Here is a 24443-nt window from a genome sequence, read left to right as displayed (position 1 = left end):
ATTGGGAAACAAGGGGAGGAAATGATTTGAGCAGCAGCAACATCTATTTGAAACTTCTCGAAATGAAGGACGCCGAGGCTATTCTTGATATAAAGCGAAGAAATCGCGATTTTTTCCAACCCTTTGAACCGATCAGGGACGAATCACATTTTACCTTAGAAGGACAAGAAAATGAGATTGCCAATGGTATTCAAGGGGCGAAAAACGATCAATCTTATTTTTTTGGAATCTTTCTTAAAGAAAATGATGAGTTGGTCGGAAGAATTGCATTAACAGGCATTGCTCGCGGCGTTTTTCAAAACGCATTTATGGGTTATTATATAGACCAAAAGTACAACGGCAAAGGGTATGCAACCGCGGCAGTTTCATTATGTGTAGAAATTGCGTTTAGCGAGCTTAATTTGCACCGTGTTGAAGCTTCGGTCATGCCAAGAAACTTACCGTCTGTTCGAGTGTTATCAAAGGCAGGCTTTAGACACGAGGGCTTAGCTAAAACGTATTTGAAAATTAACGGGGCGTGGGAAGATCACAACATATTTGCAATTACGGCGGAGTAGTATGACGCTGGCAGGGCAGATGGAGGAGAGCCAATGCATATACGTATCTTGCACGAACGAGATGCCCACTTGTATCAAGAGCTGCGGTTGAGTTCGTTAAAAGTCAGCCCTGATGCATTCGGGTCAACGTATGAGAGAGAAGTGGAATTTTCATTAGAGACGGTAGCGGAACGTTTAAAGCCGACCTCTGGCAAATTTGTTTTAGGGGCTTTTGATGGCAGTGTAAGCCGAATTAAGTAGGAAAGCGTCGATAGATGATGGGGTTGATTACTTCCATGTGGGATGAAGGGGTTTCCAGACCAGATCCGTTCACCCAAGTGTAAAAGCCTGTAAAAATATTCCAAGTGGATTCGGTTAAAAAGTGGAAATGCCTGCAATTGGAGCAAACGCAGGAATTTAATCGTTGCGGCTATACCAAGAGCAAAAAAGATGTATAATTGCAGGTTTAGAGAAAGTCGAACCTCTCCGAATCCCAATAGAAAAAGCAAAAAGCTGTCCCTCAAGTAGGTTTATCTACTTATGGGACAGCCCCTCTTTTGTTAGTTGCTTAGGCTTTCTAGAAGTGCTCGCAAGCGTACAGGTATTTCTGCTTTAAGCTCGTCCCATGTCACAAACATGTCGGCTGTCCATTCATAAGGTGTATAGATGAAGCTGGGCTGGAAGCTGAAGGTGCGGAGATGATCTTCGGCGAGCTTGTCGATGTTAACGCCGAATTTGAACTGCCCCTGGAACATCTCGTTTTCCAATACTCCGCCGTTTCCGGCAAATTCGTTGTTGACTGCTTCTACATCCGGAAGTAAGCGGAACAGCTCATCAAGCGCGGCCATCGCATGCTTCCCAGGCTGCACATACACCTGAACGCGGCCATCTTCCTGTATATTGCTGCGATCGCTTAATAAACCAATCATATATTTCCCGTGGAAGCTTACTTCGCAAGAAATGATCTCATCGTTATGTCCAATGTACACCCAAACATGCTCTAAATCGTAAATATGCTGAATGTCGTAGTCCCAATAAATAGCATACATCCATGTAAAGTGCGGGAGCTAAACGAAGCGCAAGCTCCCATAGTTTAGGCTGCTCTTGGCGCATGAAATCGGCAGTTAACATCGGCGGGATCTCCTTTATGTGTAGTACCGATATTATATAAGAAAAATCATCCAGGAAGGTCAAATGAATAATAAAATGAATGTAAAGAAATGAGAATTGTGCATGATTCTTCGAATTGCGTATTGACTTGGCGAACCGTCTCGTTGTACTTTGTACGAATAAAGGGGCTGTGCACATGAGGAAAAAGTGGAGAAATCGCCTTGTATTTGCTTATTTACCCGTCTTCATTCTCGTTATTGTTGTGCTGCTGTGGATTTTTTTCGTCACGATGAGCGAGTTGTCCAAGCAGCAGGCGCTGAAGGCAAACGAGATCTACGCAGAAAATACGATGCAATATGTGGATTCTAAACTGCGAACCGTCGAACAATATATCGTGCAGACCTTTCTCGATGACCAATCTGTGATTGATTTTTACAATGTATCTCCGTTAGCGCAGAATCGTTATTTGAATGACCGCGACGTATATAAGAAATTGATTTTGCTCCGAGACAGCTTCAGTGAAATTGATTCCGTTTATTTATATCGCACCCGCGACCAAATCGTTTTAAGTGACTCGTCTATGGTGGGGCTTGAACAATTCGCCAACAGCTCTTATTTGCATACTTTACTAGCCGCTCCTTCTGCTAATCGCTGGAGCATTGGTCGCGAGTATCTCGACAATTCCGGTGTAACGACACCCGTGGTGTCTCTCATCATGCGAATGCCTTTGCCGCTGGGAACGGATGGCGTACTGGTTGCCAATATCAAATTGCATACGCTCTCAAAACTCATCGACAATGTGTCGCGTTCTAAATTTAGTTATCTGCATCTCCTTGATGCCCGTGGCGAATACCTTATAGGTGACGACACGATAAGCGGAGCAGCAAGCACGAATCGGGAAGATGTTACCGTCATAAAATCGGAATACACGGGTTGGACGATTCGTAGCGGATTTGTTGACGGCGTCGTTTTTCGCTTTCTGTCGAACCTCAATGCATTCTGGATGGTGATCGGCATCTTAACGGTTCTCGCAGGTGCTGTATGGATCGTATACGTGAGCCGGCAAAACTATAAGCCGATAGAGTCGCTACTAGAGCGGCTCTCTTCCGTTCCCTTGCAGAAACCGCATATTCTGGGCCAAGTGAAGCACGATGAATTCAAAATTATTGACAATCTGCTGGATCATCTACTGGAGCAATTCGGTAAGTATCGACTGGAAAACGATGAGAATTTCAGCTATAGACGGCGATATTTGTTCGAAGAATTGCTGACTGGAACGCTGCTAAAGCTGGAAGATGGCTGGGACAAGGAGCTATCGCGTTTCGGCTTTCAAGAGACTAGCGATACATACAGGGTAGCTATTCTTGAGATTGACAAGTATTTGAATTTCACCTCAACTTACACGAATAAGGATCAATATTTGATTAAATTTATCATTGATAACGTCGTTCAAGAGCTGAGTCAGAATGCAGGCATCCTGATTTGCCCGGAATGGATCGAGAAACATCGTCTTTGTGTCGTCTGTCAGATGCCGAACGAGCAAGTATCCAGTGATCTGCTTCATGAGATTATGCGCAAAACGGTGGATTGGGTCCGAACCAATGCAGCAATTACGATTACCTGCGGTCTTGGAACGAAAGTATCAGGCCTGCAACGAGTATCCAGCTCGTATGAAGAAGCTTTGGAAGCGCTCAGCTATAAGACGACGTTCGGAATCAGCAGCGTAATTGATTTCAAGGATATTACTACCAAGTCGGGGGAAGAAATATTCCGATCGCTTCCATCTATACGTGAGCTGGTTCAACTATTCAGGATCGGTGATGCTCAGTGGGAACAGCACTATAAGACCTTGTTTGGAGAAATTCGCATCCAATTGTTTTCACGGGAACAAGTTGTTAATCTGATGAATTATTTATTATTTCATTTTTACAAGGAAATGTCAGGGTTGTCCCCGGAATATTTGGAATGCTGGCGAGAATATGCGCTGAATCCAATTAATGAATGGATAGCGAGCTTCGATACTGTAGATGAATTGGAGCATGAACTGCACGCTATTCTGCAGGATGCCTGCCATCGGCTCGATAACCTTCGCGCGCAGCGAAGCCAACATGATCTGATCGATCAAGTAAAAGCTTATATCGAAGATGAATTTAACAATCCCGATTTCTCGCTTGTTATGCTGAGTGATCGATTTAAGTTGACACCGAATTATTTAAGCCGTTTGTTTAAAGAAGAATTCGGTGAGAAATTTATTGATTATTTGGCTGGGTTGCGGATTGAACAGGCCAAACATTTGCTGGTAACAACATCTACTGCAATCCAGGAAATCGCCGTGAAGGTTGGATATACACATACCTTTTCATTCATCCGTGTATTCAAGAAACTCGTGGGCCGGACACCTGGCGATTATCGCAAGGAGTTTCATTAGACGAAAACGATCTCTTCAAGGATTGCTTCACAAAGTCCTTGAAGGGGTCGTTTTTTGTTGATAAAACCCTTATGCACTGCGGATTATTGAAGTTGTGCATCGCGTCTAAATGTGTGAATTGCCGTATCGATAGACTTCCGTGTACTGTTGTGTTGTGAGCGGAATAGAAACGATCACAACCATGCGATATCACGCTCCGCAGGGCGACATAGGAGGTAAAGTCTCATGCAAGTATCTTCGAAGCACATAGCTATGGATAGGGAAACAGAAACTTGGAGTCAAACGAAAGATAAGAAAAAGAGGAGCAGCAAGTATATAAAGCAAAATATTCCGCTATATATCATGCTAACTCCAGCCCTTGTTTGTTTTATCCTATTCAAGTATGCGCCGATGGGCGGGATCATCCTTGCCTTCAAGGACTACAACTTCTGGGAAGGCATTTGGGGCAGTCCTTGGGTTGGACTCAAGCATTTTGATTATTTATTTACGAATCCGCAAGGATGGAAGATCATTCGAAATACATTCATGCTGAGTTTGCTTAGCTTTATTGGATTTCCAGTTCCGATATTGGTTGCTTTGATGCTGAATGAAGTACGGAAAATGTGGTTTAAGAAAATCGTGCAAACGCTATTGTATTTGCCTCATTTCCTATCCTGGGTCATTGTTGGCGGTATCTTTATTACGCTGTTTTCACAGGATACCGGCATGGTGAACGACGTTCTGGAGAAGCTTGGGTTTGAACGGTTTGCCTTTCTGTATCAACCGTTTTCCTGGATTACTGTATTTATAAGTTCAGGTATTTGGAAAGAAGCCGGCTTCTCTGCGATTATTTATTTGGCGGCGCTTACGACGATTGATCCAAGCTTGTACGAATCGACCGCCATGGATGGTGCTGGCAAATGGCGTCAGATGTGGCACGTGTCGCTTCCGGGCATTCGCCCGACCATCATTTTGATGCTGATTCTTGGCATAGGACGTGTGATGGAGGTTGGCTTCGACCACATCTATGTGATGCAGAATCGCGTAGTCGCCGATATTTCGGAGGTTATCAGCACGTACACATTCAAGATAGGCATTCAGGGGGGCGAGTTCGGCGTTCCCGCAGCGATGGGATTATTTGAATCCCTAGTAGGCTTCACACTGGTACTAACAGCCAACCAAATTGCCCGTAAATTTAACCAGAGTCTATGGTAACTCAGCTTGAAAGGAAGTGAGAACATGAGAGAAAATACCGCAGGGAAATGGTTCCATGCATCGGTGCATACCATTCTGCTGCTCGCAGCCGTCAGCTGCCTGATACCGCTGATCAATATTATCGCTGTTTCGTTCAGCGACTCAGCGGACATTGATTCCGGGTTCGTCTGGCTTTGGCCGATTCATTTCAATCTGGAAGCGTATAAAACCCTTTTTATCGGTTCGAGAGTCATCCCTTCCTTCATGAATAGCTTGTACATCACAGTAATAGGAACGGGGTTAAGCTTGCTCTGTACGACTCTTGCGGCTTACGCATTGTCCCGTAAATACTGCTATGGGCGTAAATTTATGACGCTGGCTATGGTGTTTACGATGATGTTCAGCGGCGGACTGATTCCCTTTTTTCTTCTGATGAAAAGCTTAGGGCTCATTAACACCTATTGGTCCCTATGGCTCCCAGGGTTGGTTGGCGCCTATAATTTGCTGCTCATGCGAAGCTATTTCGAAGGAATTCCCGCCGAAATCGAAGAGTCTGCGCGCATCGACGGCTGTGGGGAATGGCGGCTTCTTGTGCAAATATTTCTGCCTTTGTCCATGCCTGTGATTGCTACGATTTGCTTATTCCTGGCGGTTGGCTACTGGAACTCCTTCCTAAATGTGCTTATCTTCATCAATGATGCAGAAAAAATGAATTTGACCGTATTCGTGCAGCAAATGGTGCAAAGTCAGAGCATGCTGATTCAGACGATTGCCTTGCAGCCGGAAGATCTGGAGAATATGTCGCCTGAAGCTGTCAAAGCCGGAGGCATTGTGGTCATGACCTTGCCGATGCTGATTGTTTATCCACTTCTGCAAAAGTATTTTGTAAAGGGTGTGATGCTTGGCGCTATTAAAGGGTAACCGAGAAATCGTGATAGGATAATGGGATTAGAAATCAGTTGATACATACAAAAGGGGATGAACGAATTGGGAGACTATAAGAAGAAAAGTACGTTATTGACAGTGGTGGCTTTGTTAACAGTAGGGACGGTAGCTGCTGGTTGCAGTAAACCGCAAGAAGAGAGCGCCGTTTCCCCAACCAAAGCGGGGGCATCGACATCCGCACCTGAGAAACGGGGCAAAATCAAAGTGTCCCTTTACGACCGTGGCAATACGCCAGCGGCGGAAGGCTCGATTACGAACAATCGCTGGACGAAATGGATTAATGAAAACGGGCCAGCAGATGTGGAATTTGTTGCCGTTCCAAGATTTGAATCCAAACAGAAATTTAATACGTTGTTTGCTTCCGGAGAAGCGCCAGACGTGATCAATGAGTTTGAGACGGGCTATCGGGATCAGCTCTACAGTCAGAAGCAGCTAATGCCACTGGATGATCTGGTCAAGCAATATGCGCCCAACTACACCGCTATGCTGGAAAAGTATCCGATTTTGCGCAAAATAGGTACGAAGCCTGACGGTAAAATGTATGAAATGGGACGTGTGATTCCCAGCTCCGTGCAAGTAGCTGTCTTCATCCGCACCGACTGGCTGAAAAAACTTTCGCTGCCCATCCCCCAAACACCGGATGAACTGCTTAAAGTTGCGAAAGCGTTCACAGAGCAGGATCCCGACGGTAATGGGAAAAAGGATACATACGGCTATTCGCTCGCTTATTTAGGCGATGAGGCGATTGATGCTATGCATGGCAATACGATGTTTATTAAAGATAACAAGCTGGTCGAAGATGAGGCTAGAATGAAAGCGGCCGTTTCCTTCAAGAAACGCCTGTTTGACGAAGGGGTCGTAGATCGTGATTATTTGACGGATAAAAACGGCGAGAAGGCGAAGAAAGATTTTCTGTCCGGCAAGCTTGGCATCTATGTGGCTGACAACGCGAACGTTGATTTTCTGACGACGCTTCGCAGCACGAATAAAGAGGCAGCGATAGCCCCTATGCTCATGCCGAAGACAGAATTCGGACAATACACGATCAGAATGCTGAATCCGCTTCAGATGACGACAGTCGTGTATGCGGGCTCCAAAAATCCGGCCGCTGCCATGAAAGAGATGGACTTCATGCTGGCTGAGAAGACCTGGAAAACGCTCAAGTTCGGCACGGAAAACGTCCATTGGAAAAATGATGAACTCGGATGTCCGAGAGCGATTAATCCGGATTTGCGCAAAATTGAAATTGGGTATAACACGGATTTGTATATGTCAGCGACAACGATTGATTCCAAAGAGATTTGCAATATTCCAGTTGTTAACAAGGAGATTCCGAATGCCGAGGAATGGAGTAAAATCAAAAATGAAACCCGCGATCTATACGAAAATCCTGCCGTTCCGCTGTATACGCTAACTCATCTTGAGCATATGCCAACGCTTCCGGCTGATTTGCTCAAAATTAACAACGATTGGACGCAGCAAAGCAAGGACTTGATCGCCAAGACAGTCGTTAGCGGAGGCAGTTATACGGTTGATCAAGCAATGAACGACCTGAAAAGCTTAAAACAGAAGATTGGACAAAATCAGACGTTGGATTGGTACGCGAAGTGGTATGAGCAAAATAAAAAGAATGCGTTCCTGACCAAAGACATTTACCAATTCCTAGCCAAAAAATAATAAGGTGAGATAATATGGATTTCATTCAATTGTCCGATGATGCAGAGCTTCTGGCAACCAAGGCCATCATGAGCTTCGCAGAAAGAAGCGCCTACTTGCTCGATAAGCAAATCCAGCAGGATTTGTCCAAGGATCTATACGGAGGCATCGCCATAGCAAACCTAAGCAAAGCCATGTATGTAGAGGCAAGCAATCAGAGTTTAGTGCGATCCGCTGAGTGGTTTCAGCATCCGCATCTGTATGGCCGCGATCCGCAAGGAGAATCCGATTTTGCCGCGATAAAGCTTATACGGGCCCTGTACCAATTTGAATCGGTTGGGCTCTTGGAGGAACAAACCCGCAGCGCCATCCGAAATTTTTATCTGAATGATGATTTTGAAAGCAAATACAAGTCAGAGAATCATATGCTGCTTTTCCATACGTCGCGCTATCTAGCTGCACAGAAGTTTCCGCTAGAGTGCTTCAAGGCGTATGGAAAAGAAGGCAGGGAGCTTCTGGAGGAGGAAGGAAACTTCCTCCGGGAATACCTTGTTTTTCGCGCCAAGCGGGGATGGGCAGAGTTTGATTCCTCCAGCTACATGCCGGAGGTCATGGAGTGTCTGCTGTGTCTTTATGATTATGCCAATGATCCGGAACTGGTTAAGCTTGCCCGGATGATGCTGGATATATTGCTGCTGGACATGGTATGCGATAGCCTCGACGGTTTGTACGGCGGCGCTCATGGCCGCATCTATGCGCCTGTCGCCTTGGATCATGCCCGCAGCGGTACATTCCCTATATACGAGCTGTATTTCGGGCATGGATACAGAGAGATGATTCAGGCTCCCTGCCTGATTGCTGCCATTTGTTCCAGTTATCGGCCTTCTGAGCATATTTATGAGATTGCACTAGGGCGAACGAAGGCCTATGTGCATCAAGAAAGCAAGCATTTACACTGCATCACCTGTGAAACGCCGCACAAGCAGCTGCCGCAGGAGGATGGAAGCATCAACAAATATACGTATTACACACCCCGCTTTATCATGGGGGCCGTGAATTATCAAGATGCCTACGCTCAGGGCAGCGAAGCGGGCTGGTATGCCCATCATCAGCAGCACCAGTGGGATTTGAGTCTTCCAGAGGCAACCAACTTGAAAATATTCAGTCATCATCCAGGGCATCACGGCACAGAAGGAAGCGAGCATGGCTACTGGACGGGAGATTTGGGCTGCGGCTGCGGCCACTTTTTTGGCGAAAAAAATGTCGTAATGGCCATGTATCAGATTCCAGAGGCACAAGCGCTGCATTGGATTCACGTCCATGTTCCGAGGGATGGTTTTGATGAGGTGGAGGAAGAAGGCAACTACCTATTCCTGCGAAAATCAGGAGTCTACATCTCCTTATTTATCCACAATGGCTATAACTGGACAACAGAAGGTGAATTCGCCGGAAGGGAAGTCATCAGCCATGGAAGGCGCAATGCGGTTATTTGCGAAGTGGGAGATGATCGGACCTATGCGGATTTTGCGTCGTTTCGCAGGATGATTTTGGAGAACCGCCTAGATTTCGATTCTGTCCGAATGCAGATAACGTACCGTTCCTCCCAAGTGGGGGAGCTGTTCATGAACCAATCCATGCGAACGGTAGAAGGAGAAACGGTGATCTTTCCGTATCCAACCTATAACGGTCCTTATATGATTTCCGCTTTTAACAGTGGAGTGATTGAAGTGAGGTCGAATGGAAATAAGGCTATTTACGATTTTAACCAAATAACGGTCAAACATGAATAACCGGAGGTGTGTAAAGTGAAAGGAATATTGGAGCAAGTGGTGCAAGCAACGATGAGGATGGATTTTAATGTAGACAAGAAGGGCGATTGGGACTGGGGGGCAGGCGTCGCATTGTACGGATTGCGGAAAGTTTATGAGACGACAGGAAGCCAGGAGATTTATCACTTCATCAAGACGTTCATCGACGCTAACATGGCGCAAAGCCAGAAGATTTCGTATAACATCAATACCACTGCACCGCTGCTTTCCGTTTTGCTGCTATATCGAAAAACAGGAGAACCTCATTATCTTGATTTTGCCGAAAAATTCGCTAATTGGCTGATGAAGGAAGCTCCAAGGCTGTCCAATGGGGCTCTTGAGCATACCGTCATTAACGATAAGTTTGCCGGAGAAATGTGGGTCGATACCGTATTTATGGCCGGGGTATTCCTAACCGAGTTGGGACAGTTGGTGAGTAATGCTGCTTATATAGAGGAAGGGCTGCTGCAGGCAAGGCTTCATATCGAATGCCTGCAAACCGGGGACAATGGCTTGCTATTCCATGGTTACAGCTTTTCAGGCAACGATCATCTCAGCGGTTGTCTCTGGGCCAGAGGAAACAGCTGGGTCACGATCAGCATACCAGAAATATTCACAACCTTGAAAGGTTATGAGCAGGAGAAGGAATGGTTTTTCGGAAGAATTCAGCGGCAAGTCGAAGCACTGGCGGCTGTTCAGAATGACTCGGGCCTGTGGCCTACTATTCTAACTGACGCCTCCTCCTATGAGGAAACCTCCGCCACGGCGGGCTTTGTATATGGCATATGGAAAAGTGTGCAGATAGGGCAACTGGATCGCAAATACTTGCGCTGCGCGGAGAAAGGCTATAAGGCTGTACTTCGGCATATTACGGAGGAAGGGACGGTGACGAGTGTTTCGGCAGGAACGGGTATTCAACCAAGCATACAGGAATACAATACGATTCCTCGGGACTTGATCATGCCATGGGGCCAAGGGATTGCCTTGTTGATGTTATGCCAGGAGATGCACGAGCATGTTGAATCGTGAAGGGGGCAGGTGATATGGGGCCAAGGCGCAGGTACATAGCGATCCTTATGTTGGTATGTATGTTGTCCACGTTAATCGTAAATCCTTGGGAAGCTTCCACGGTTTATGCCGATCCGACAGCTTCTCCGGACAAAGCGGAATATATCTTGGATGAAGATTTTTCTAACCTTGCCACTTCCTATGAGCCTACGGACATTGTACCCAGTGGTTGGGATGTGAAAAGAGCGGGGGGCTCCATTTCCTACAGCTTCAACAATTGGTTCAAAATCAGTGATACCAGTGATGTGCTTCCCGTTTCCATGAATAAAAAAATCCGCTCCCAGGCTAGCGGGACCCTTACTCTGGAGTACCGCTTTAAGATGCCAGCTGTCGTAAACGGCGTAAAATGGCAGCTTCGAAGCGGAGTCACCGAAGGGGTTAGCCTCGAGGTGAAGAATGGCAATCTAGTTCTTGAATCCAGCGATGCCAGCTACAACCTCCAAACGATCAATGCGAACACGGAATATGGGGTCAAAGCGATCGTTAATCTGGACACCAAAAAAGTTCAGGTTTATGTAAACGGTTTATTGAAAGCATCGGCGAAGAACTTTACTCATGATGTGGCATTGCTAGATAACTTTCTCGTTACTACAGGTGATGTTACGACGGGAGAGCTGTTTTTCGCTCCGGTAAAAATTCACAAGGGGTATGCCATTAATGAAAGGTTTCTTTCAACGGTTCAAGGTCCCTTGCCTGCGGATTGGCAGTCACAGACGAACGGCGGTGTGATCGCCGTGGAGAAGATGGATAATGCCAAGCCGCCGGATGTGTTTAGTCTGAAAATGAACGCAGCCCAAGCTGCCTCGGCTATGCGTATAGAGAAATCTATCCCTGCTCAGAATGGAAATCTGATTTTTGAGTATAAAATATTTATTCCAGTCAAAACGGACGATTTCTCAGCAGCGCTAAAAAATGAAAACACAACAGTCTTCCAGTGGCTTACCAAAGACGGCAAATTCGCTTATAAAAACACAAGCGGTCAAACGGTGGGTTTTTACGACTATATTCCTAACCTGTGGTATCATGTGAAGCTTAAACTGAATACAGAGACAGGCAAAGCAGATCTTTATTTGAACGGCAAATTGAAAGTAGAGCAAATCGATGTCCCATTAAGCCCAGTTAACCGTGTTGATTTTTCAATCGAAGGCGCCAATAAAGGGAGTATGTCCTTGGATGATATTCTCCTGTATCACGAGGCGGCAGAGCCTCAGGATTATGTGCCCGCACCTGTTCCGGTGCCTTCGGATGGCGAATTAGTAGGGACTCAGGCTTGTTCCTTATGGAGAGAGGGGCAGCATCTTGGTTGGGATCGGATCAATCCGTATCCAGAAAGGGTGCCCTATCTTGGATTCTATGATGAAGGCAACCCGGAGGTCGCCGATTGGGAAATCAAATGGATGGCTGAGCATGGCATTGACTTCCAGATGTATTGCTGGTACAGACCAACAGGCACGGAAGGGAAGCCGATCAAGGAGCCTCGCTTGGGAGCGGCGCTTCATGATGGTTATTTTAATGCCAAATACAGCAATAAAGCTGATTTTATGATCATGTGGGAGGCTTCTTCGTCCAAAGTTAGCGGGAGCGCTGATTTCCGGAACAATGTCGTGCCGTATTGGATGGAATATTACTTCAAAGATCCCAGATATGTCGTCATCGACAATAAGCCTGTTATTGGCATTTTCAGTTATTCCGGTTTGAAGCGGAATTTTGGCGGCACGGCTGCGGGAGTTAAAGCTGAAGTGGAATATTTAAGACAGGCATGCAGAGATGCCGGCTTCGATGATGTCATTATTTTGATCTCCAATTCAAGCGCTGACCCTGCTGTTATCGAAGAAATGAAGACCGAAGCGGGACTGGATGCGATGTTTTCCTACTCATGGGGAGCTTATGCAGGCAAGGAAGAATTGCAGAAGACAAAGCTCGAGCAGCAAAGAGATGCTGGTTCCATGGATGTCGTTCCCGTTGTCAGCATGGGCAGGGACGATCGCGCCTGGGATGGTCCTGCGGGATATTATGCATCGCCAGCCGAGTTTCAGTCAACAGGGCAATGGGTGAAGGACACTTTTGTGCCATCTTTGCCAGCAAATAGCGTGGGCCGGAAGATGGTTCTCTTGGACAACTGGAATGAGTATGGAGAAGGTCATTTTATTATGCCAGCTGGACTTAGCGGTTTCAATTACTTGAATGCGGTTCGTAACGTGTTTACGGAAGGCGGAGAACATTCGGATGCGATGCCTACTGAGGCGCAGAAGGAAAGACTCCGTGGCTTGTATACCGAGGGGCGGATTGTGCCTCCCAAAACGGTAGAAGTTCCGCCGATTACGGAGACCAGCCCGATAATTTACAGCAAGTTGTGGGATTTTAACACCGCTGGGGACAGTCAGGGCTGGACGGTTGCGAAGCAAGTGTATCATGTGAGCGTTGCGGGAGGCCACTATTCCGGTACATCGACAGGCAGTGATCCAGGCATCCATTCGCCGGCTGGCTTGGGCCTATCCGCAGAAGACAATCCGTATATCCATATCCGCATGAAAAATAGCTCCAGTGATACAGCCGGGCAGATTTATTTCATTACGGAAACCGATAAAACATGGAATGAAGCCAAAGGAATTGGTTTATTTATAAAACCAAATGACAGCGGTTACACGGACTATTATGTTCCCATGTGGAGCAATAAGAAATGGACGGGAAGCATTGAAGCCATCCGGTTCGATCCCCTGACAACGACAGGTGATTTCAGCATTGACCAGATCGGAATCATCAACGTTCCCCTAACGGGTGTGAAAATGTACCTGAATGGGCAAACCATGAAAACGGTAACACCGCTGGAAATGAGGGACGGCAGCGTCATGCTGCCGCTGGCCGAAGTTCTGGCGAAGGAAGGGATTCCCACAGAACGGGATGATACAGGCGCCATCCTTGCTGTCAAGAATGGCAGCGTTATTCGGGTCGTACCAGATCAGCTTACCGCTTATAAAGGAAATACGGCTGTAACTTTGCAGCATTTTCCTGTAGCGTCCAGCTATGATGTGCTTGTTTCATCTGATGCGCTCAAAGAATTGTTTGGATACAACATAGCATGGGATGCGCTTGCGGAAACCTTGTATGTTTCAGGCCCCTTCAAACTGACAGGAGATAATCTGTTGACAGACCCGGGGATGGAAATGAGCACGCTTGCCTACTCCGGCGAAAGAGTCGCCATGGAGCTAAGCACCACGGAGTCTCATTCCGGTCATCAGTCTGTGAAAATCACCAAGGATTATGCATATGGGAAAATACTTTTCCCCGGCGTAGAGAATGGCAAAGAATACTATTACTCGGCTTGGGGCAAGCTGGCTGCCGGCTCCACAGCGGGGGAGAAGCTCCGAATTTGCCTGCAGTACAAAGTGAACGGAGAAACCAAACAAGTGGTCATGGTTACGGGGCCAGCCATGGATGCCTCCACCTGGAAAAAGGCTGAAGGGTATTTTAAGCTTAATGAAACCGGTAATATTACGAATTTGACGATGTATATCTATACGGATTTTCCGGCAACCGCAGACAGCTATTATTTGGATGACGTGGAGATCCGTCCAGTGACGTATGCCAATGATCCAATTCCAGCTAAAGTGTCGGGGGTCAGTTTGAATAAAACGGCGATAGAGATGAATCCTGGAACGATCACAAGGCTAAAGGCGGCAATACTGCCACTAAATGCGGTGGAAAGATCAGTCATTTGGAGCTCGAGCAATCCAGAAGTGGCCATCGTAGACGTGAATGGTGCTGTTTATGGGAAAAAAGAGGGAATCGCTCAAATCACGGTTACAACCGTGAATGGCGGGAAAACGGCTGCTTCCTCTGTCACCGTTCGGGAAGGCGTTCATGAAACGGTTACTTTGACCGTTAAGCCTGACGGAACCGGCGATTTCCTTTCTCCTAAACTAGCTAATGACAGCATCCAGGATAGCAGATCTGCGAAGCCGTATGTCATTCAAATCTATCCAGGCGTATATACGGAGAAAAATTGGGTGGTGAAGCCATTTACCACGCTGCGAGGAACCGACAGGGATCAAGTTATCCTGAAGGGAGAGAATGCGGCCTCGGCCACGAACAGTGAAATTACCAATCAATCGACACTATGGTTGAAGGCGACAGCCAATCTGGAGAATCTCACAGTCACCGCCAAAAACATGCGTTATCCGATTCACAGCGAAGACAATGGCAATAATAAGGATGCGATCCATATCGTGAAAAATGCTCATATCGAACATTACGGCAATCTGGAAGCAGTCGATTATCGAAAGAGCTGGGTGGCTGCGCATCCGGGAATTACGCCACCGGACGACTTAGATCCGGCTAAAGTATGGGGAGGGATCAGCGGGGTTGGTTCCCACGCTTGGGGTTATGGCTCCGCCAGCGGCGTAACGGAAATCGTGTATGGCAGTACTTTTGTATCCAAAGCTGATGGCTGGTATGTGCATAATCGGGAGGATTTCACCAAACCTCAGATCAATGTCATCAACAACAGTAGGATAGTTTCTACGGAAACTTTGAAGCCAATTATGATCGAGTCGTTAGGCAGCGGGACCCGAGATGAGGTTATCTTCAATAACACGGAGATTATAGGCACGTATATGGTTCAAGATGATTTGCCGTGGATTACCCAAAAGCCGGAAAATCAATATGCCAACCATGCGGATTATCGGGTTACTTTGAACAACAGCACGCCTATTGGCTATTCGGATGAGCACCGGGGAAGAGCGCTGGCCATATTCAGCAAGTCGACTGGCAGCAGTTCCAGTGTAAGGGTCAGCGGCAGTGCTGTGCCTGCTCTTCTGGGGTCGTATGAAACCCGGGACGGAGGCGGTGGGCTGAGCGGTTATTTATACGGGTATTGGGATATTTCCGGGATCAAAGTAGGTCTAAACGCCAATATTGATGTTACTAATACGCTTGGCAGAAGGCTGGGGGATTGCACGTACTTGAACCAAACACTGCAAGTGACCTTTGAAGATGGAACAACCAAAACAATCCTATTTAATGAGAATTATACGAATCAGTCCAATGCCTATATTGTGGCGCAAATGAATAGCGTTCTGGGAGCATCAGGAAGAACGGCGGAGTATAACGTCACAGGGACGGAATACTATCCACAGGTGCCAGATAAGCAGTTAACCTTGCAAAATCATACAGCGGTGGGCATTCCCCGATTTGCGGCCGTGCGTTATGATACGGACACTAACACGCTGCGGCTCATGAGCGCCGGTGATTCTGCTGAGAGCTTTGTAGGCATCACGCTGGAGCGGATTATACCTGGGAAGTCGGGAAGAGTGCTGACAGAGGGGATTATGAAAAAAAGCCAATTGAATGGATTTACGGGAACCTTGGCGAAAGACTCGCCGATTTCCATCGGCACGCAAGCTGGGAGCTTCGTGATTGGAAGTTCCATTCAACCTGTACTTCTTGTGGGCATACAAACAGATTGGGCTTATTTTAAAGGGAATAGAGATCCGAATTAAGTAAACGTAGACGCATCTTCTCTTTCGGGGGAAGAGCGTCTTTTTTAGAATAATAAAGTATAGATTTTGCGTGGATTTAAGGGGTTCTACCTTTTTAGTTTTTGGGTCCATTTCGAATATGAAACAGGACATCCTACACCGAATGTTCTTTGATGAGAATCGGCACTGGGAAGCCTTTAAAAGCAAGCATGGCAAAAAGATACGTCCCGTAGTGCTGAAAGAAATCCGGACATTTCGAGATTGTGGAGACCCGAATAAGAGTTTAAGCTGCTCGCATGTGAAGGGTGCCATGATCTTAAGGTGATGTCCTGTCGGTGCCAGTGACTTTTCTGCACGATGTGTTCATGCGGAGAAACGGAAGAGAGGAGCCGGGTCTTGTCTGGGGACGTATGTCCAGTCAACCATCGACAGGTTATCTTGACCGTCGACGAAGGTTTAAGAGACATGTTGTTGGGTTGGGGGGAGTGAAGCTTGCCCAGAATTTAAATGTTGGAGATTGACGCGAGTCTCCAGGCTTGGGTTGTAGGCTACCCCAGCACGATGGAGTGGTTCGATGAGATGGGATGCGATGCAATGAAAACAAGTTAACTGTGAACGTACTTATGTGTTCGAATTGCTGCTGGTGTGGAGGTATAAACAAGCTATTTGGCAGAATGAGATCCTCTAGCTTTGCAATCGTGCGGAGGTAAGAGAACGTGAAGCCGCGATACTAGCAAAATGTGTCATGATAGCAAGTTAGAGGGAACTACAGTACGCTATAATTCTGAAAACCGCTATATTCCACGCCAAAGGGAACTACGATCCGTTATTGCACCATTTCCCGGTTGGAATCAGCAGGTTCCGCTTAAATAGCGGATCTCAGTTCCCTTTCATGCTACGTTTACCCCAATTCTCGCCATTTAGCGGATCATAGTTCCTTTTCACACGACGCACTCTGTCATTGCAAAGCCCAAAGGGAACTAGGATCGGCTATATGGTAGAAAATCGTTCTGAAGACGCTCATCTCTTAGGGATGAAAAGGCGCTTTTCTTATTGCAGGAAGACCTCGTATAATAAGTATAGTACCCAACATAGTCACCAAAATAATGGAGGAAGAACCCTCATGTTTTTAAAGAAAAGTAGTTTTACAAGAAATGGAAAGTCCTATCTCTATTATAAAATTGTCAGCACCTATAAAGATGATACTGGAAAAAATAAGCACCGTGTCGTAAAGCATCTGGGCAAGCTAACGGACGAAGAAGCAGCCGAGGTGCGTCAGGCATTGAAGGAACAAGGTCAGTGGCAAGCTGGGCAGAAGGTTGGATCAGTGGAAAGTGAAGTCAGTCATTTGGCTGAGGTGCGTCAGGATATCCCCGTATTTGTCTTATTGGATACGAAGCAGTTGAGCTACGAACCTTTCGCTCAGAAGGAATGGAATGTGACAGAAGTGGATATGCTGCTGCTCGTTCGTGAGGGAACTGGCGAGTTGTTCATGGATGGGAAGAAGGTCGTACTCAGGTACGGGATGGTTGTATATGCTCCTTCCGGCAGCGGGATGCATGTCGTCAATACGAGCAGCAGCCTGCTGCAGCTTGATAGGATTGCCTTCGATGTGGTGCAGCGAAGCAGCACAACTGCAGATCGGGTCGCCTATCTTCCGCATAAGATGCAGCGTTTGTTTCAAGAGCCGATTCAACTGCAAACGCCATATTGGGCGCTGCAGGTATCCAAAGAATTGGATGCGATGCAAGTGAGTGGACAACCGCAAGGAATGTTCAAGCGGCAACTATTATTTTATACAATGATGGATCGGATTGTTCGCAATACAAGTGAAGAGCGACCACTGGAAACGCACAATGTCATTACACATGCGGTTTCCCTCATCGATCAGCATTATCGGGATGATTTGACACGCGATCAGATCGCTGAGCAGCTTGGCATTAGCCCGGAACATTTCTCCCGATTGTTCAAAAAAGAGAAAGGCATGAGCTTTATCGACTATTTGCTGCATCTTCGCATTGAGAAATCGCGGGAGCTGCTGCTGCTCTCCAAATTCAATCTGCAAGAAATTGCCGAGGAAGTAGGCTTTCAAAGTCAATATTATTTCAGCCGGAAATTTAAACAATTAGTCGGTGTTTCACCTAGCGCATACCTGCTGCAGCCCAAGAAATATGTGTCGCTGGATGCTTGCATGACATCAAGCTTGCTTACCTTGGGTGTCGTTCCGCGTGTTGGTATCATGAACCCGTGGATGTCGGAGCATTACCAGAGCTTGCTCAGTCAGGCGGAGTTCAAGCCGATTGAGGGCTTGGACGAGCAAAGCGCAGAAACGGTCACGGAGCTGCAACCTGATCTTATTTTCTGTAATATCCATAAGCAGGATATGAATTGGATACGCAGTTTAGGCCCAGTCGCGTCGGTCGATATGGAAAATATGGATTGGCGAGCCCAGCTCCGCTTCATTGCGGATGTTGTGGGCAAGCAGCAGGAAGCGGAAGTATGGCTGCAAGCGTTCGACCAGCAACTTGCAGCGGCTAGAGAGCAGCTAGGATGTCATCTATCTGCACAGGATACCTTTATCATCATGAAAATTGTATCCGGCAAAATATATATTTACGGTGATTTGAGAAGCATGGGCGGGCCCATGCTCTATCAAGGGTTGCAACTGTCTCCACCGCCAATCGTCAAGGAGCAGATTATCGATGCGAAGCTGCTGAACCGCTGCATATCGCTGTCTGAACTAGGCGAGTACTCCGCCGATCATGTTTTCCTAATTAATTATGAATCTAATTGGCTGGAAAGCGGGGAATCCTTCAAAGCGCATCCGAACTGGAAGAAATTAGCAGCCGTTCGCAAAAATCAGGTCTATGAAGTCAATCGTGATGTCTTCTATAGCTTCGACCCGCTTTCCTTAAAGCTTCAATTGCAGGAAATGATTGAGCGGCTTTCATCACAATTGTAGGGAATAATCGTCATGAATGTGTATGGACGGCAGGAGGAACAGATTGTTATGATTCCGGTGAGAACTATTATCATTATCAAAGGGAGAGATACACAGCATGATCGTCAAGAAAACATGGTTATCCGCAGGGATGACAGCTTTGCTGCTCGTTTTGAGCGCTTGCGGCAACGGTACAGATACAACAAGCTCAACCAAGACAGGCTCGCAAGCAACAACAACCCCTGCGGCAACTGCGCAAGCAGAAGCGACGGCTTCACAGCCGAAAACATATGCAGCGAAAACTGCGAAGGGAGATGTGACAATTCCGGCTGCCCCCAAGCGTGTCGTAGCTGCTTATTATCATGGGACATTGGCCGCACTAGGCATTACGCCTATCGGCGCCAGCAAGGAATGGTGGATGGGCAGCCCGTTCCTGAAGGAGCAAGAAGCGAAAATGGCGGATATTGGTTCTCCTGCTTCTTTGGAAAAAGTGACGTCCATGGACCCCGATTTGATTGTCATCAACGGATTCTCGGAAGAGAATTACGATAAGTTTGCTAAAATCGCTCCAACCGTATTTATTCCTTATACCGCTTATAAAAATGTCAGAGAAGAAATGAAGCTGCTCGGCGATACCTTCGGTCGACAAAAGGAAGCCGCAGATTGGTTGGCTAAATATGAGCAGAAAGCTAAGGAGAGCCGCGAGAAGATTAAAGCTTCGGTCAAAGAAGGCGAATCGGCTGTCATTATCAATGTCCGCGAGAAAAAGATTTCGCTGCTCGGTGATAATTATGGGCGAGGCGGCGAAGTCATCTATAATATGTTGAAGCTGAAGGTGCCTGATTTTGTACAAAAGCAAGCCATTGACAGCGGTAAGCAGCTAGTCGAAATCTCGATGGAAACACTGCCAACTTATGCTAATACGGATCATATTTTCATCTGCATGAATGCCGGCACAACGGAAGAGCAGGTGAAAGCTGTTCTGGATAGTCCCGTCTGGAAGACGCTGCCCGCTGTGAAGAACAATAAAGTGCATATCTTGGACTATAATACGTACCTATATTACGATCCGATCTCCATACTTGGCCAAGCGGATTTGATCACAGATATGCTCGTTAAGAGCGGCTCTTAAGATTATTTCCGTGCAAACAGCGTTAACACATTCCTTTATGTAGGGTGGGTTAGCGCTGTTCGCGTTACCTAGCTTGCAAAGATATGATAAAATCAACGAATAACAGCTTTGAAAGGAGTGCGAAGATATGGAGAATAATCGGAATTGGGCTGGGAATTACACGTATAGCGCTACTCAACTTCATGTTCCAGCAAACGTGGAACAAGTACAAGAATTAGTAGCTCGCAGCAAACAAATCAAGGTGCTGGGCACGAGGCACTCTTTTAATAGCATCGCCGACTGTGCGGAGGGGCTTCTCTCCCTTCAGAATTTGAACCAAGTCATCGCCTTAGATCGCGCGAACCATACAGTAACGGTAGAGGGCGGAATAAGATACGGAGAGCTCGGTCAATATCTTCACAATGAGGGCTATGCGCTTCACAATTTGGCGTCGCTGCCGCATATTACCGTCGCAGGTGCATGCGCAACGGCAACGCATGGTTCAGGTGATCGGAATGGCAATTTGGCTACCGCAGTAGCTGCTATGGAGATTGTCCAAGCTGATGGGAGCATAAATGTGTTCTCTCGTGGGCAGCAGGACGGAGATTTCTTAGGCGCAGTCGTTGGGCTTGGAGCATTGGGCGTAGTCACGAAAATCACACTGGATGTAATTCCGGATTTTCAGATGAGCCAGCATGTTTACGACAACCTGCCTCTGGCACAGCTTGAAGAACACTTCGATGAAATTTTCTCCAGTGGCTACAGTGTCAGTCTGTTCACCGATTGGAAGATGGCTAATTTCAATCAAGTCTGGCTGAAGCGTCAACTGGTTAATCAGACTTCTGATCAAGTTGAACCTGAATTTTTCGGCGCGAGACTTGCCGACTCGCCGCGGCATCCGGTACCTGGACATACGGCTGAGAATTGCAGTCAACAGTTGGGTGTACCGGGGCCTTGGCATGAACGATTGCCGCACTTTCGCATGGACTTCACCCCGAGTGCTGGTGAGGAACTCCAAAGTGAGTACTTCGTGCCGCGAAGCGATGCCTATGCTGCCTTGTGCGCGCTTGATCGCATTCGGGAACATATTGCGCCGCTGCTTTATGTCTCTGAGGTTCGTACCATTGCAGCAGACAACTTATGGATGAGTCCCTGTTACAATCAGGAGTCAATTGCTATACATTTTACTTGGAAACCGAACTGGGAAGCCGTCCGGCAAGTGCTGCCGATGATCGAAAAGGAGCTTGCGCCTTTCCAAGCACGTCCACATTGGGGGAAGCTGTTTACCATGCCGCCCGCTCAGGTACAATTACGCTATGAGAAGCTGCCAGACTTTCACAAGCTGCTTCTGCGTTGTGATCCGCAAGGTAAGTTTCGCAATGACTTTTTAGATACATATGTGATGGGAAATGAAAGATAATGAATGATGCACGGATTTTGCTTGTTGATGATGAGCAATCGATTTTGGAACTCTTACAGACGGTATTGCGCAAGGAGGGCTTCCTGCATTTGGATACAGCGAAAACTGGTGAAATGGCAGTTGCCGCGTGTGAAGCCCAGAAATATGATTTAATCGTCTTGGATGTGATGCTGCCTGGGCGCAGCGGCATTGAGGTGTGTCCATTTATTAAGCAAACGACAGATGCACCCATTTTGTTCCTGACTGCGCGATCGTCCGATTTGGACAAGCTGACCGGTTTTGTTATTGGCGGTGACGATTATATAACCAAACCTTTTAATCCGCTTGAAGTCGTTGCCCGCATACGGGCGCAATTGCGGCGATATTATGGCTTGAAAGGACTAGCGGCAGAAAAACGGTCAGAAGTACCCGGTCAAAGATCCGCAAACGTTTTTGATTACGGTCGATTTAAGCTAGATGAGCTAGCAGGGGAACTGGTCGTAGAGGGTCAGGCCGTATCCTGTCCGGCACTTGTGTTCCAATTGCTGCTTTACCTATGCAAGAACCCTAATCGCATTTTCAGCAAAAGCGAATTATATGAGAAAGTTTGGGGCGAAGAAGCTCTCAGTGATGATAATACCGTGATGGTGCATATTCACCGTGCAAGAGAGCGTATCGAAGCAGATCCGTCCAATCCTAAGTACCTCATTAACGTCAGAGGACTAGGCTATAAACTTGTGAAAAATGAGCAGCAGGAACCAGCCACTCCATGAAAATCAAACGCAGGTTAACATTAAAGTTCGTTTTCCAACTTACTGTCGCGGGTATGGTCGTCCTGCTGATTGCCGGGATAACACTCTACTGGATGAAGCAGCGCTTTGTCGAAATCAGCGTCACGCGTGATTTTGCCAGTGTAGGATTGGAAAGGCTGGTAGAATCCTCTGTGCTTGAAAAAGAGGGGATTCGGTTTGCGCCTAACTTGCTGGAACAAGTGAAGCAAAATAAAGGCTGGTTGCAGAGTCTAGATGAGAACGGTGATGAAGAAAGCAGCTATTATACACCAAATGACGTGCCCAAGCATTATAGACCAGGCGAGTTGGTAGCCTACTGGACAGGAGTCAAGCCATTTCCCTATCAACTGGCGCTGTTGATTCAACAGAAGAATGGAAGGCTGTATACGCTGGTGTATGGAGCCCCTAATCTATTAGATCCGTTATTAAAGCAGGTGAGCGAGGGAACATTCCCAGTTGCGGATAAACAGTTTGTGCTGCCTGATGCCATAGCTGGGGAAATCAAAGCAGCTCATGCTTATTTCCAATTGCTTGATCCGGAAGGTTTGGAACTGGCCTCCTATAACAAACCTAATGGGGTACCATCGCAATATACCGTTCAGGAGATGGCGCTTCGCACATTATATAGCGAACGATACGGCTTTCATATGAGAACATTATACGACGAGCAGACGGGACGCACATGGTTGGTAGGAGAGCCGAATAAAGGAGTAGATTCGGATTCAGGCACAAAACCCTGGATTCCGGAGGAGTATCAGGTTGTCTTCCTTGGTTTAGCTGTCATGTTTACCGTCTTAGTGGTCTTGTTTGTACTGCTCTCATTATGGCAGGCCCATCGCTTTGGGGCACCGATGCTCCACATGCTGGTATGGCTTGACTCCATCGGCAATGCCGTGTATCAAGAGCCTGTTGATCGGCGTGGATTTCAGCGCAGCCGAACACCTGCTGGCAAATGGCGGCGGAGGTACCGTGTTTATGCCGACATGATGGTTTCTATCGCCAAATTATCTGCTACATTGCAGAAAGATCAAGCTATGCGAGAGCAGTCGGAGAGCATGCGGGAGGAATGGCTTGCAGGCATTACGCATGATTTGAAAACACCGTTGTCTTCGATAACGGGCTATGCCCATTTGCTGGTTGAGCCTTCCTATGACTGGTCGCAGGAGGAGGTACGCAAGTTCTCAGCGCTCATGCTGGACAAATCGGGCCATATGGATAATTTGATCAACGATCTGGCTATGACGTACCGACTGAAGACAGGAATCCTTCCTCCAGAGACTACGGAGGTTGAATTGAACGCTTGGCTCCAGCAAACGCTTGTGCTGGCTGCTGCTGATCCTGCTTACGGGAAGCAGCGAATTGTATTTCATGCTGCGCAAACCGATGTCATGGTTCGAATGTACACCCCTTGGCTGGAACGCGTCGTCAATAATTTAACGGCTAATTCGCTGCTGCATAACCCGCCTGATACGATTTTGACTGTCTCGCTCTTGGCGAGTGAAGACCGCAGCTTTACTATTCGATTCGCCGACGATGGCGATGGCATGGATGAAACTACATTGAGCCGGCTGTTCGAGCGTTATTACCGCGGTACGGATACGGCGTCCACGTCCAACGGCTCCGGTCTCGGCATGGCTATATCCAAGGGACTGATTGAAGCCATGGGTGGACGGATTTCTGTTGAGACCCAACCTGGTCAAGGAACCATTATTTTGTTGATATGGAACGGATAGCCGCAAGTGAGGACAGCAGCAGATAAGCATGGTAGGAGGGACATCTTCAAATGATGATTGAAAAGAGCTAAGCGTCTGCTTAGCTCTTTTGTATGTGTCGTCATCGCCACGTTAGGGGCAAGCGCTAGTCCGAACCAAGCCCGAACCAAGCCCGAGCCGAGCTCGAGCCTTGGTCCCCTAGGCCTTACTGCCCGCGCTGCCGAGTTGAGCTCCAACTGAGTCCACTAGGCCTACTCCCGCACTGCCGAGTTGAGCTCCAACTGAGTT

The 24443-nt window shown here is 47.2% G+C and carries 15 protein-coding genes and 1 pseudogene; 15 read left to right on the top strand and 1 reads right to left on the bottom strand.

The annotated features are described in order from the left end of the window. The first annotated feature begins 26 nt into the window (after positions 1 to 26). Together IEY34_RS04785 and IEY34_RS04780 are read left to right on the top strand one after the other, a co-directional pair. Positions 27 to 557 (top strand): GNAT family N-acetyltransferase, encoded by a 531-nt coding sequence (locus IEY34_RS04785; protein WP_189008347.1) that lies wholly within the window; start codon positions 27 to 29, stop codon positions 555 to 557. Between the two features lie 33 nt (positions 558 to 590). Further along, positions 591 to 797 carry a hypothetical protein gene (locus tag IEY34_RS04780; RefSeq protein ID WP_189008344.1) on the top strand — a complete coding sequence of 69 codons (207 nt, stop codon included), beginning with the start codon at positions 591 to 593 and terminating at the stop codon, positions 795 to 797. A gap of 299 nt (positions 798 to 1096) precedes the next feature. Here the strand turns inward: IEY34_RS04780 and IEY34_RS04775 are convergent, their stop codons facing one another. Then, positions 1097 to 1525 (bottom strand): hypothetical protein, encoded by a 429-nt coding sequence (locus tag IEY34_RS04775; protein WP_189008340.1) that lies wholly within the window; start codon positions 1523 to 1525, stop codon positions 1097 to 1099. Positions 1526 to 1842: 317 nt separating this feature from the next. Between IEY34_RS04775 and IEY34_RS04770 the strand changes: the two genes are divergently transcribed. The 13 genes and pseudogenes from IEY34_RS04770 to IEY34_RS04715 all read left to right on the top strand — a co-directional run bounded on the left by IEY34_RS04770 (position 1843) and on the right by IEY34_RS04715 (position 24176). Next, positions 1843 to 4074 (top strand): helix-turn-helix domain-containing protein, encoded by a 2232-nt coding sequence (locus IEY34_RS04770; RefSeq protein WP_189008337.1) that lies wholly within the window; start codon positions 1843 to 1845, stop codon positions 4072 to 4074. A 225-nt stretch (positions 4075 to 4299) separates the two neighbouring features. After that, a complete protein-coding gene (locus tag IEY34_RS04765) occupies positions 4300 to 5268 on the top strand; it encodes an ABC transporter permease (RefSeq protein ID WP_229757473.1) in 969 nt (322 codons plus the stop codon). Positions 5269 to 5292: 24 nt separating this feature from the next. Next, on the top strand, positions 5293 to 6168 hold the full coding sequence (locus tag IEY34_RS04760; protein WP_189008335.1) for a carbohydrate ABC transporter permease: 876 nt from the start codon (positions 5293 to 5295) through the stop codon (positions 6166 to 6168). A gap of 66 nt (positions 6169 to 6234) precedes the next feature. Next, a complete protein-coding gene (locus IEY34_RS04755; protein WP_189008332.1) occupies positions 6235 to 7869 on the top strand; it encodes an extracellular solute-binding protein in 1635 nt (544 codons plus the stop codon). Positions 7870 to 7883: 14 nt separating this feature from the next. Next, on the top strand, positions 7884 to 9638 hold the full coding sequence (locus IEY34_RS04750) for a hypothetical protein (RefSeq protein WP_189008330.1): 1755 nt from the start codon (positions 7884 to 7886) through the stop codon (positions 9636 to 9638). A 15-nt stretch (positions 9639 to 9653) separates the two neighbouring features. Beyond that, positions 9654 to 10685, top strand: a complete 1032-nt coding sequence (locus IEY34_RS04745) for a glycoside hydrolase family 88/105 protein (RefSeq protein WP_189008327.1) — start codon at positions 9654 to 9656, stop codon at positions 10683 to 10685. A 14-nt stretch (positions 10686 to 10699) separates the two neighbouring features. After that, a complete protein-coding gene (locus tag IEY34_RS04740; RefSeq protein ID WP_189008324.1) occupies positions 10700 to 16222 on the top strand; it encodes a glycoside hydrolase family 99-like domain-containing protein in 5523 nt (1840 codons plus the stop codon). Between the two features lie 118 nt (positions 16223 to 16340). After that, a pseudogene (locus IEY34_RS38075) lies at positions 16341 to 16675 on the top strand (transposase zinc-binding domain-containing protein); the annotation flags it as partial. A gap of 649 nt (positions 16676 to 17324) precedes the next feature. After that, the gene (locus tag IEY34_RS04735) at positions 17325 to 19163 is read left to right on the top strand and encodes an AraC family transcriptional regulator (RefSeq protein WP_189008320.1); all 1839 of its coding nucleotides are present in this window, start codon (positions 17325 to 17327) and stop codon (positions 19161 to 19163) included. Positions 19164 to 19260: 97 nt separating this feature from the next. Continuing rightward, a complete protein-coding gene (locus IEY34_RS04730) occupies positions 19261 to 20274 on the top strand; it encodes an ABC transporter substrate-binding protein (protein ID WP_189008317.1) in 1014 nt (337 codons plus the stop codon). A 127-nt stretch (positions 20275 to 20401) separates the two neighbouring features. Next, positions 20402 to 21673: an FAD-binding protein gene (locus IEY34_RS04725; RefSeq protein ID WP_189008314.1), complete on the top strand. Its 1272-nt coding sequence runs from the start codon at positions 20402 to 20404 to the stop codon at positions 21671 to 21673. Beyond that, the gene (locus IEY34_RS04720; RefSeq protein WP_189008311.1) at positions 21673 to 22425 is read left to right on the top strand and encodes a response regulator transcription factor; all 753 of its coding nucleotides are present in this window, start codon (positions 21673 to 21675) and stop codon (positions 22423 to 22425) included. The genes IEY34_RS04725 and IEY34_RS04720 overlap by 1 nt, the downstream gene beginning before the upstream one ends. After that, the gene (locus IEY34_RS04715; RefSeq protein WP_189008308.1) at positions 22422 to 24176 is read left to right on the top strand and encodes a sensor histidine kinase; all 1755 of its coding nucleotides are present in this window, start codon (positions 22422 to 22424) and stop codon (positions 24174 to 24176) included. The genes IEY34_RS04720 and IEY34_RS04715 overlap by 4 nt, the downstream gene beginning before the upstream one ends. The last annotated feature ends 267 nt before the right edge of the window (positions 24177 to 24443 follow it).

Source organism: Paenibacillus marchantiophytorum, from assembly GCF_014640555.1.
In the GTDB taxonomy this organism is placed as follows: domain Bacteria; phylum Bacillota; class Bacilli; order Paenibacillales; family NBRC-103111; genus Paenibacillus_E; species Paenibacillus_E marchantiophytorum.
The sequence above is the reverse complement of the archived record's forward strand: the minus strand, read 5'-3'. Positions and strand labels throughout refer to the sequence as shown.

Coding starts and splice junctions, on each gene's coding strand:
- IEY34_RS04715 (WP_189008308.1), top strand. CDS start 22,422: ATGAAAATCAAACGCAGGTTAACATTAAAGTTCGTTTTCCAACTTACT.
- IEY34_RS04780 (WP_189008344.1), top strand. CDS start 591: ATGCATATACGTATCTTGCACGAACGAGATGCCCACTTGTATCAAGAG.
- IEY34_RS04765 (WP_229757473.1), top strand. CDS start 4,300: ATGCAAGTATCTTCGAAGCACATAGCTATGGATAGGGAAACAGAAACT.
- IEY34_RS04725 (WP_189008314.1), top strand. CDS start 20,402: ATGGAGAATAATCGGAATTGGGCTGGGAATTACACGTATAGCGCTACT.
- IEY34_RS04760 (WP_189008335.1), top strand. CDS start 5,293: ATGAGAGAAAATACCGCAGGGAAATGGTTCCATGCATCGGTGCATACC.
- IEY34_RS04740 (WP_189008324.1), top strand. CDS start 10,700: ATGGGGCCAAGGCGCAGGTACATAGCGATCCTTATGTTGGTATGTATG.
- IEY34_RS04730 (WP_189008317.1), top strand. CDS start 19,261: ATGATCGTCAAGAAAACATGGTTATCCGCAGGGATGACAGCTTTGCTG.
- IEY34_RS04750 (WP_189008330.1), top strand. CDS start 7,884: ATGGATTTCATTCAATTGTCCGATGATGCAGAGCTTCTGGCAACCAAG.
- IEY34_RS04735 (WP_189008320.1), top strand. CDS start 17,325: ATGTTTTTAAAGAAAAGTAGTTTTACAAGAAATGGAAAGTCCTATCTC.
- IEY34_RS04720 (WP_189008311.1), top strand. CDS start 21,673: ATGAATGATGCACGGATTTTGCTTGTTGATGATGAGCAATCGATTTTG.
- IEY34_RS04770 (WP_189008337.1), top strand. CDS start 1,843: ATGAGGAAAAAGTGGAGAAATCGCCTTGTATTTGCTTATTTACCCGTC.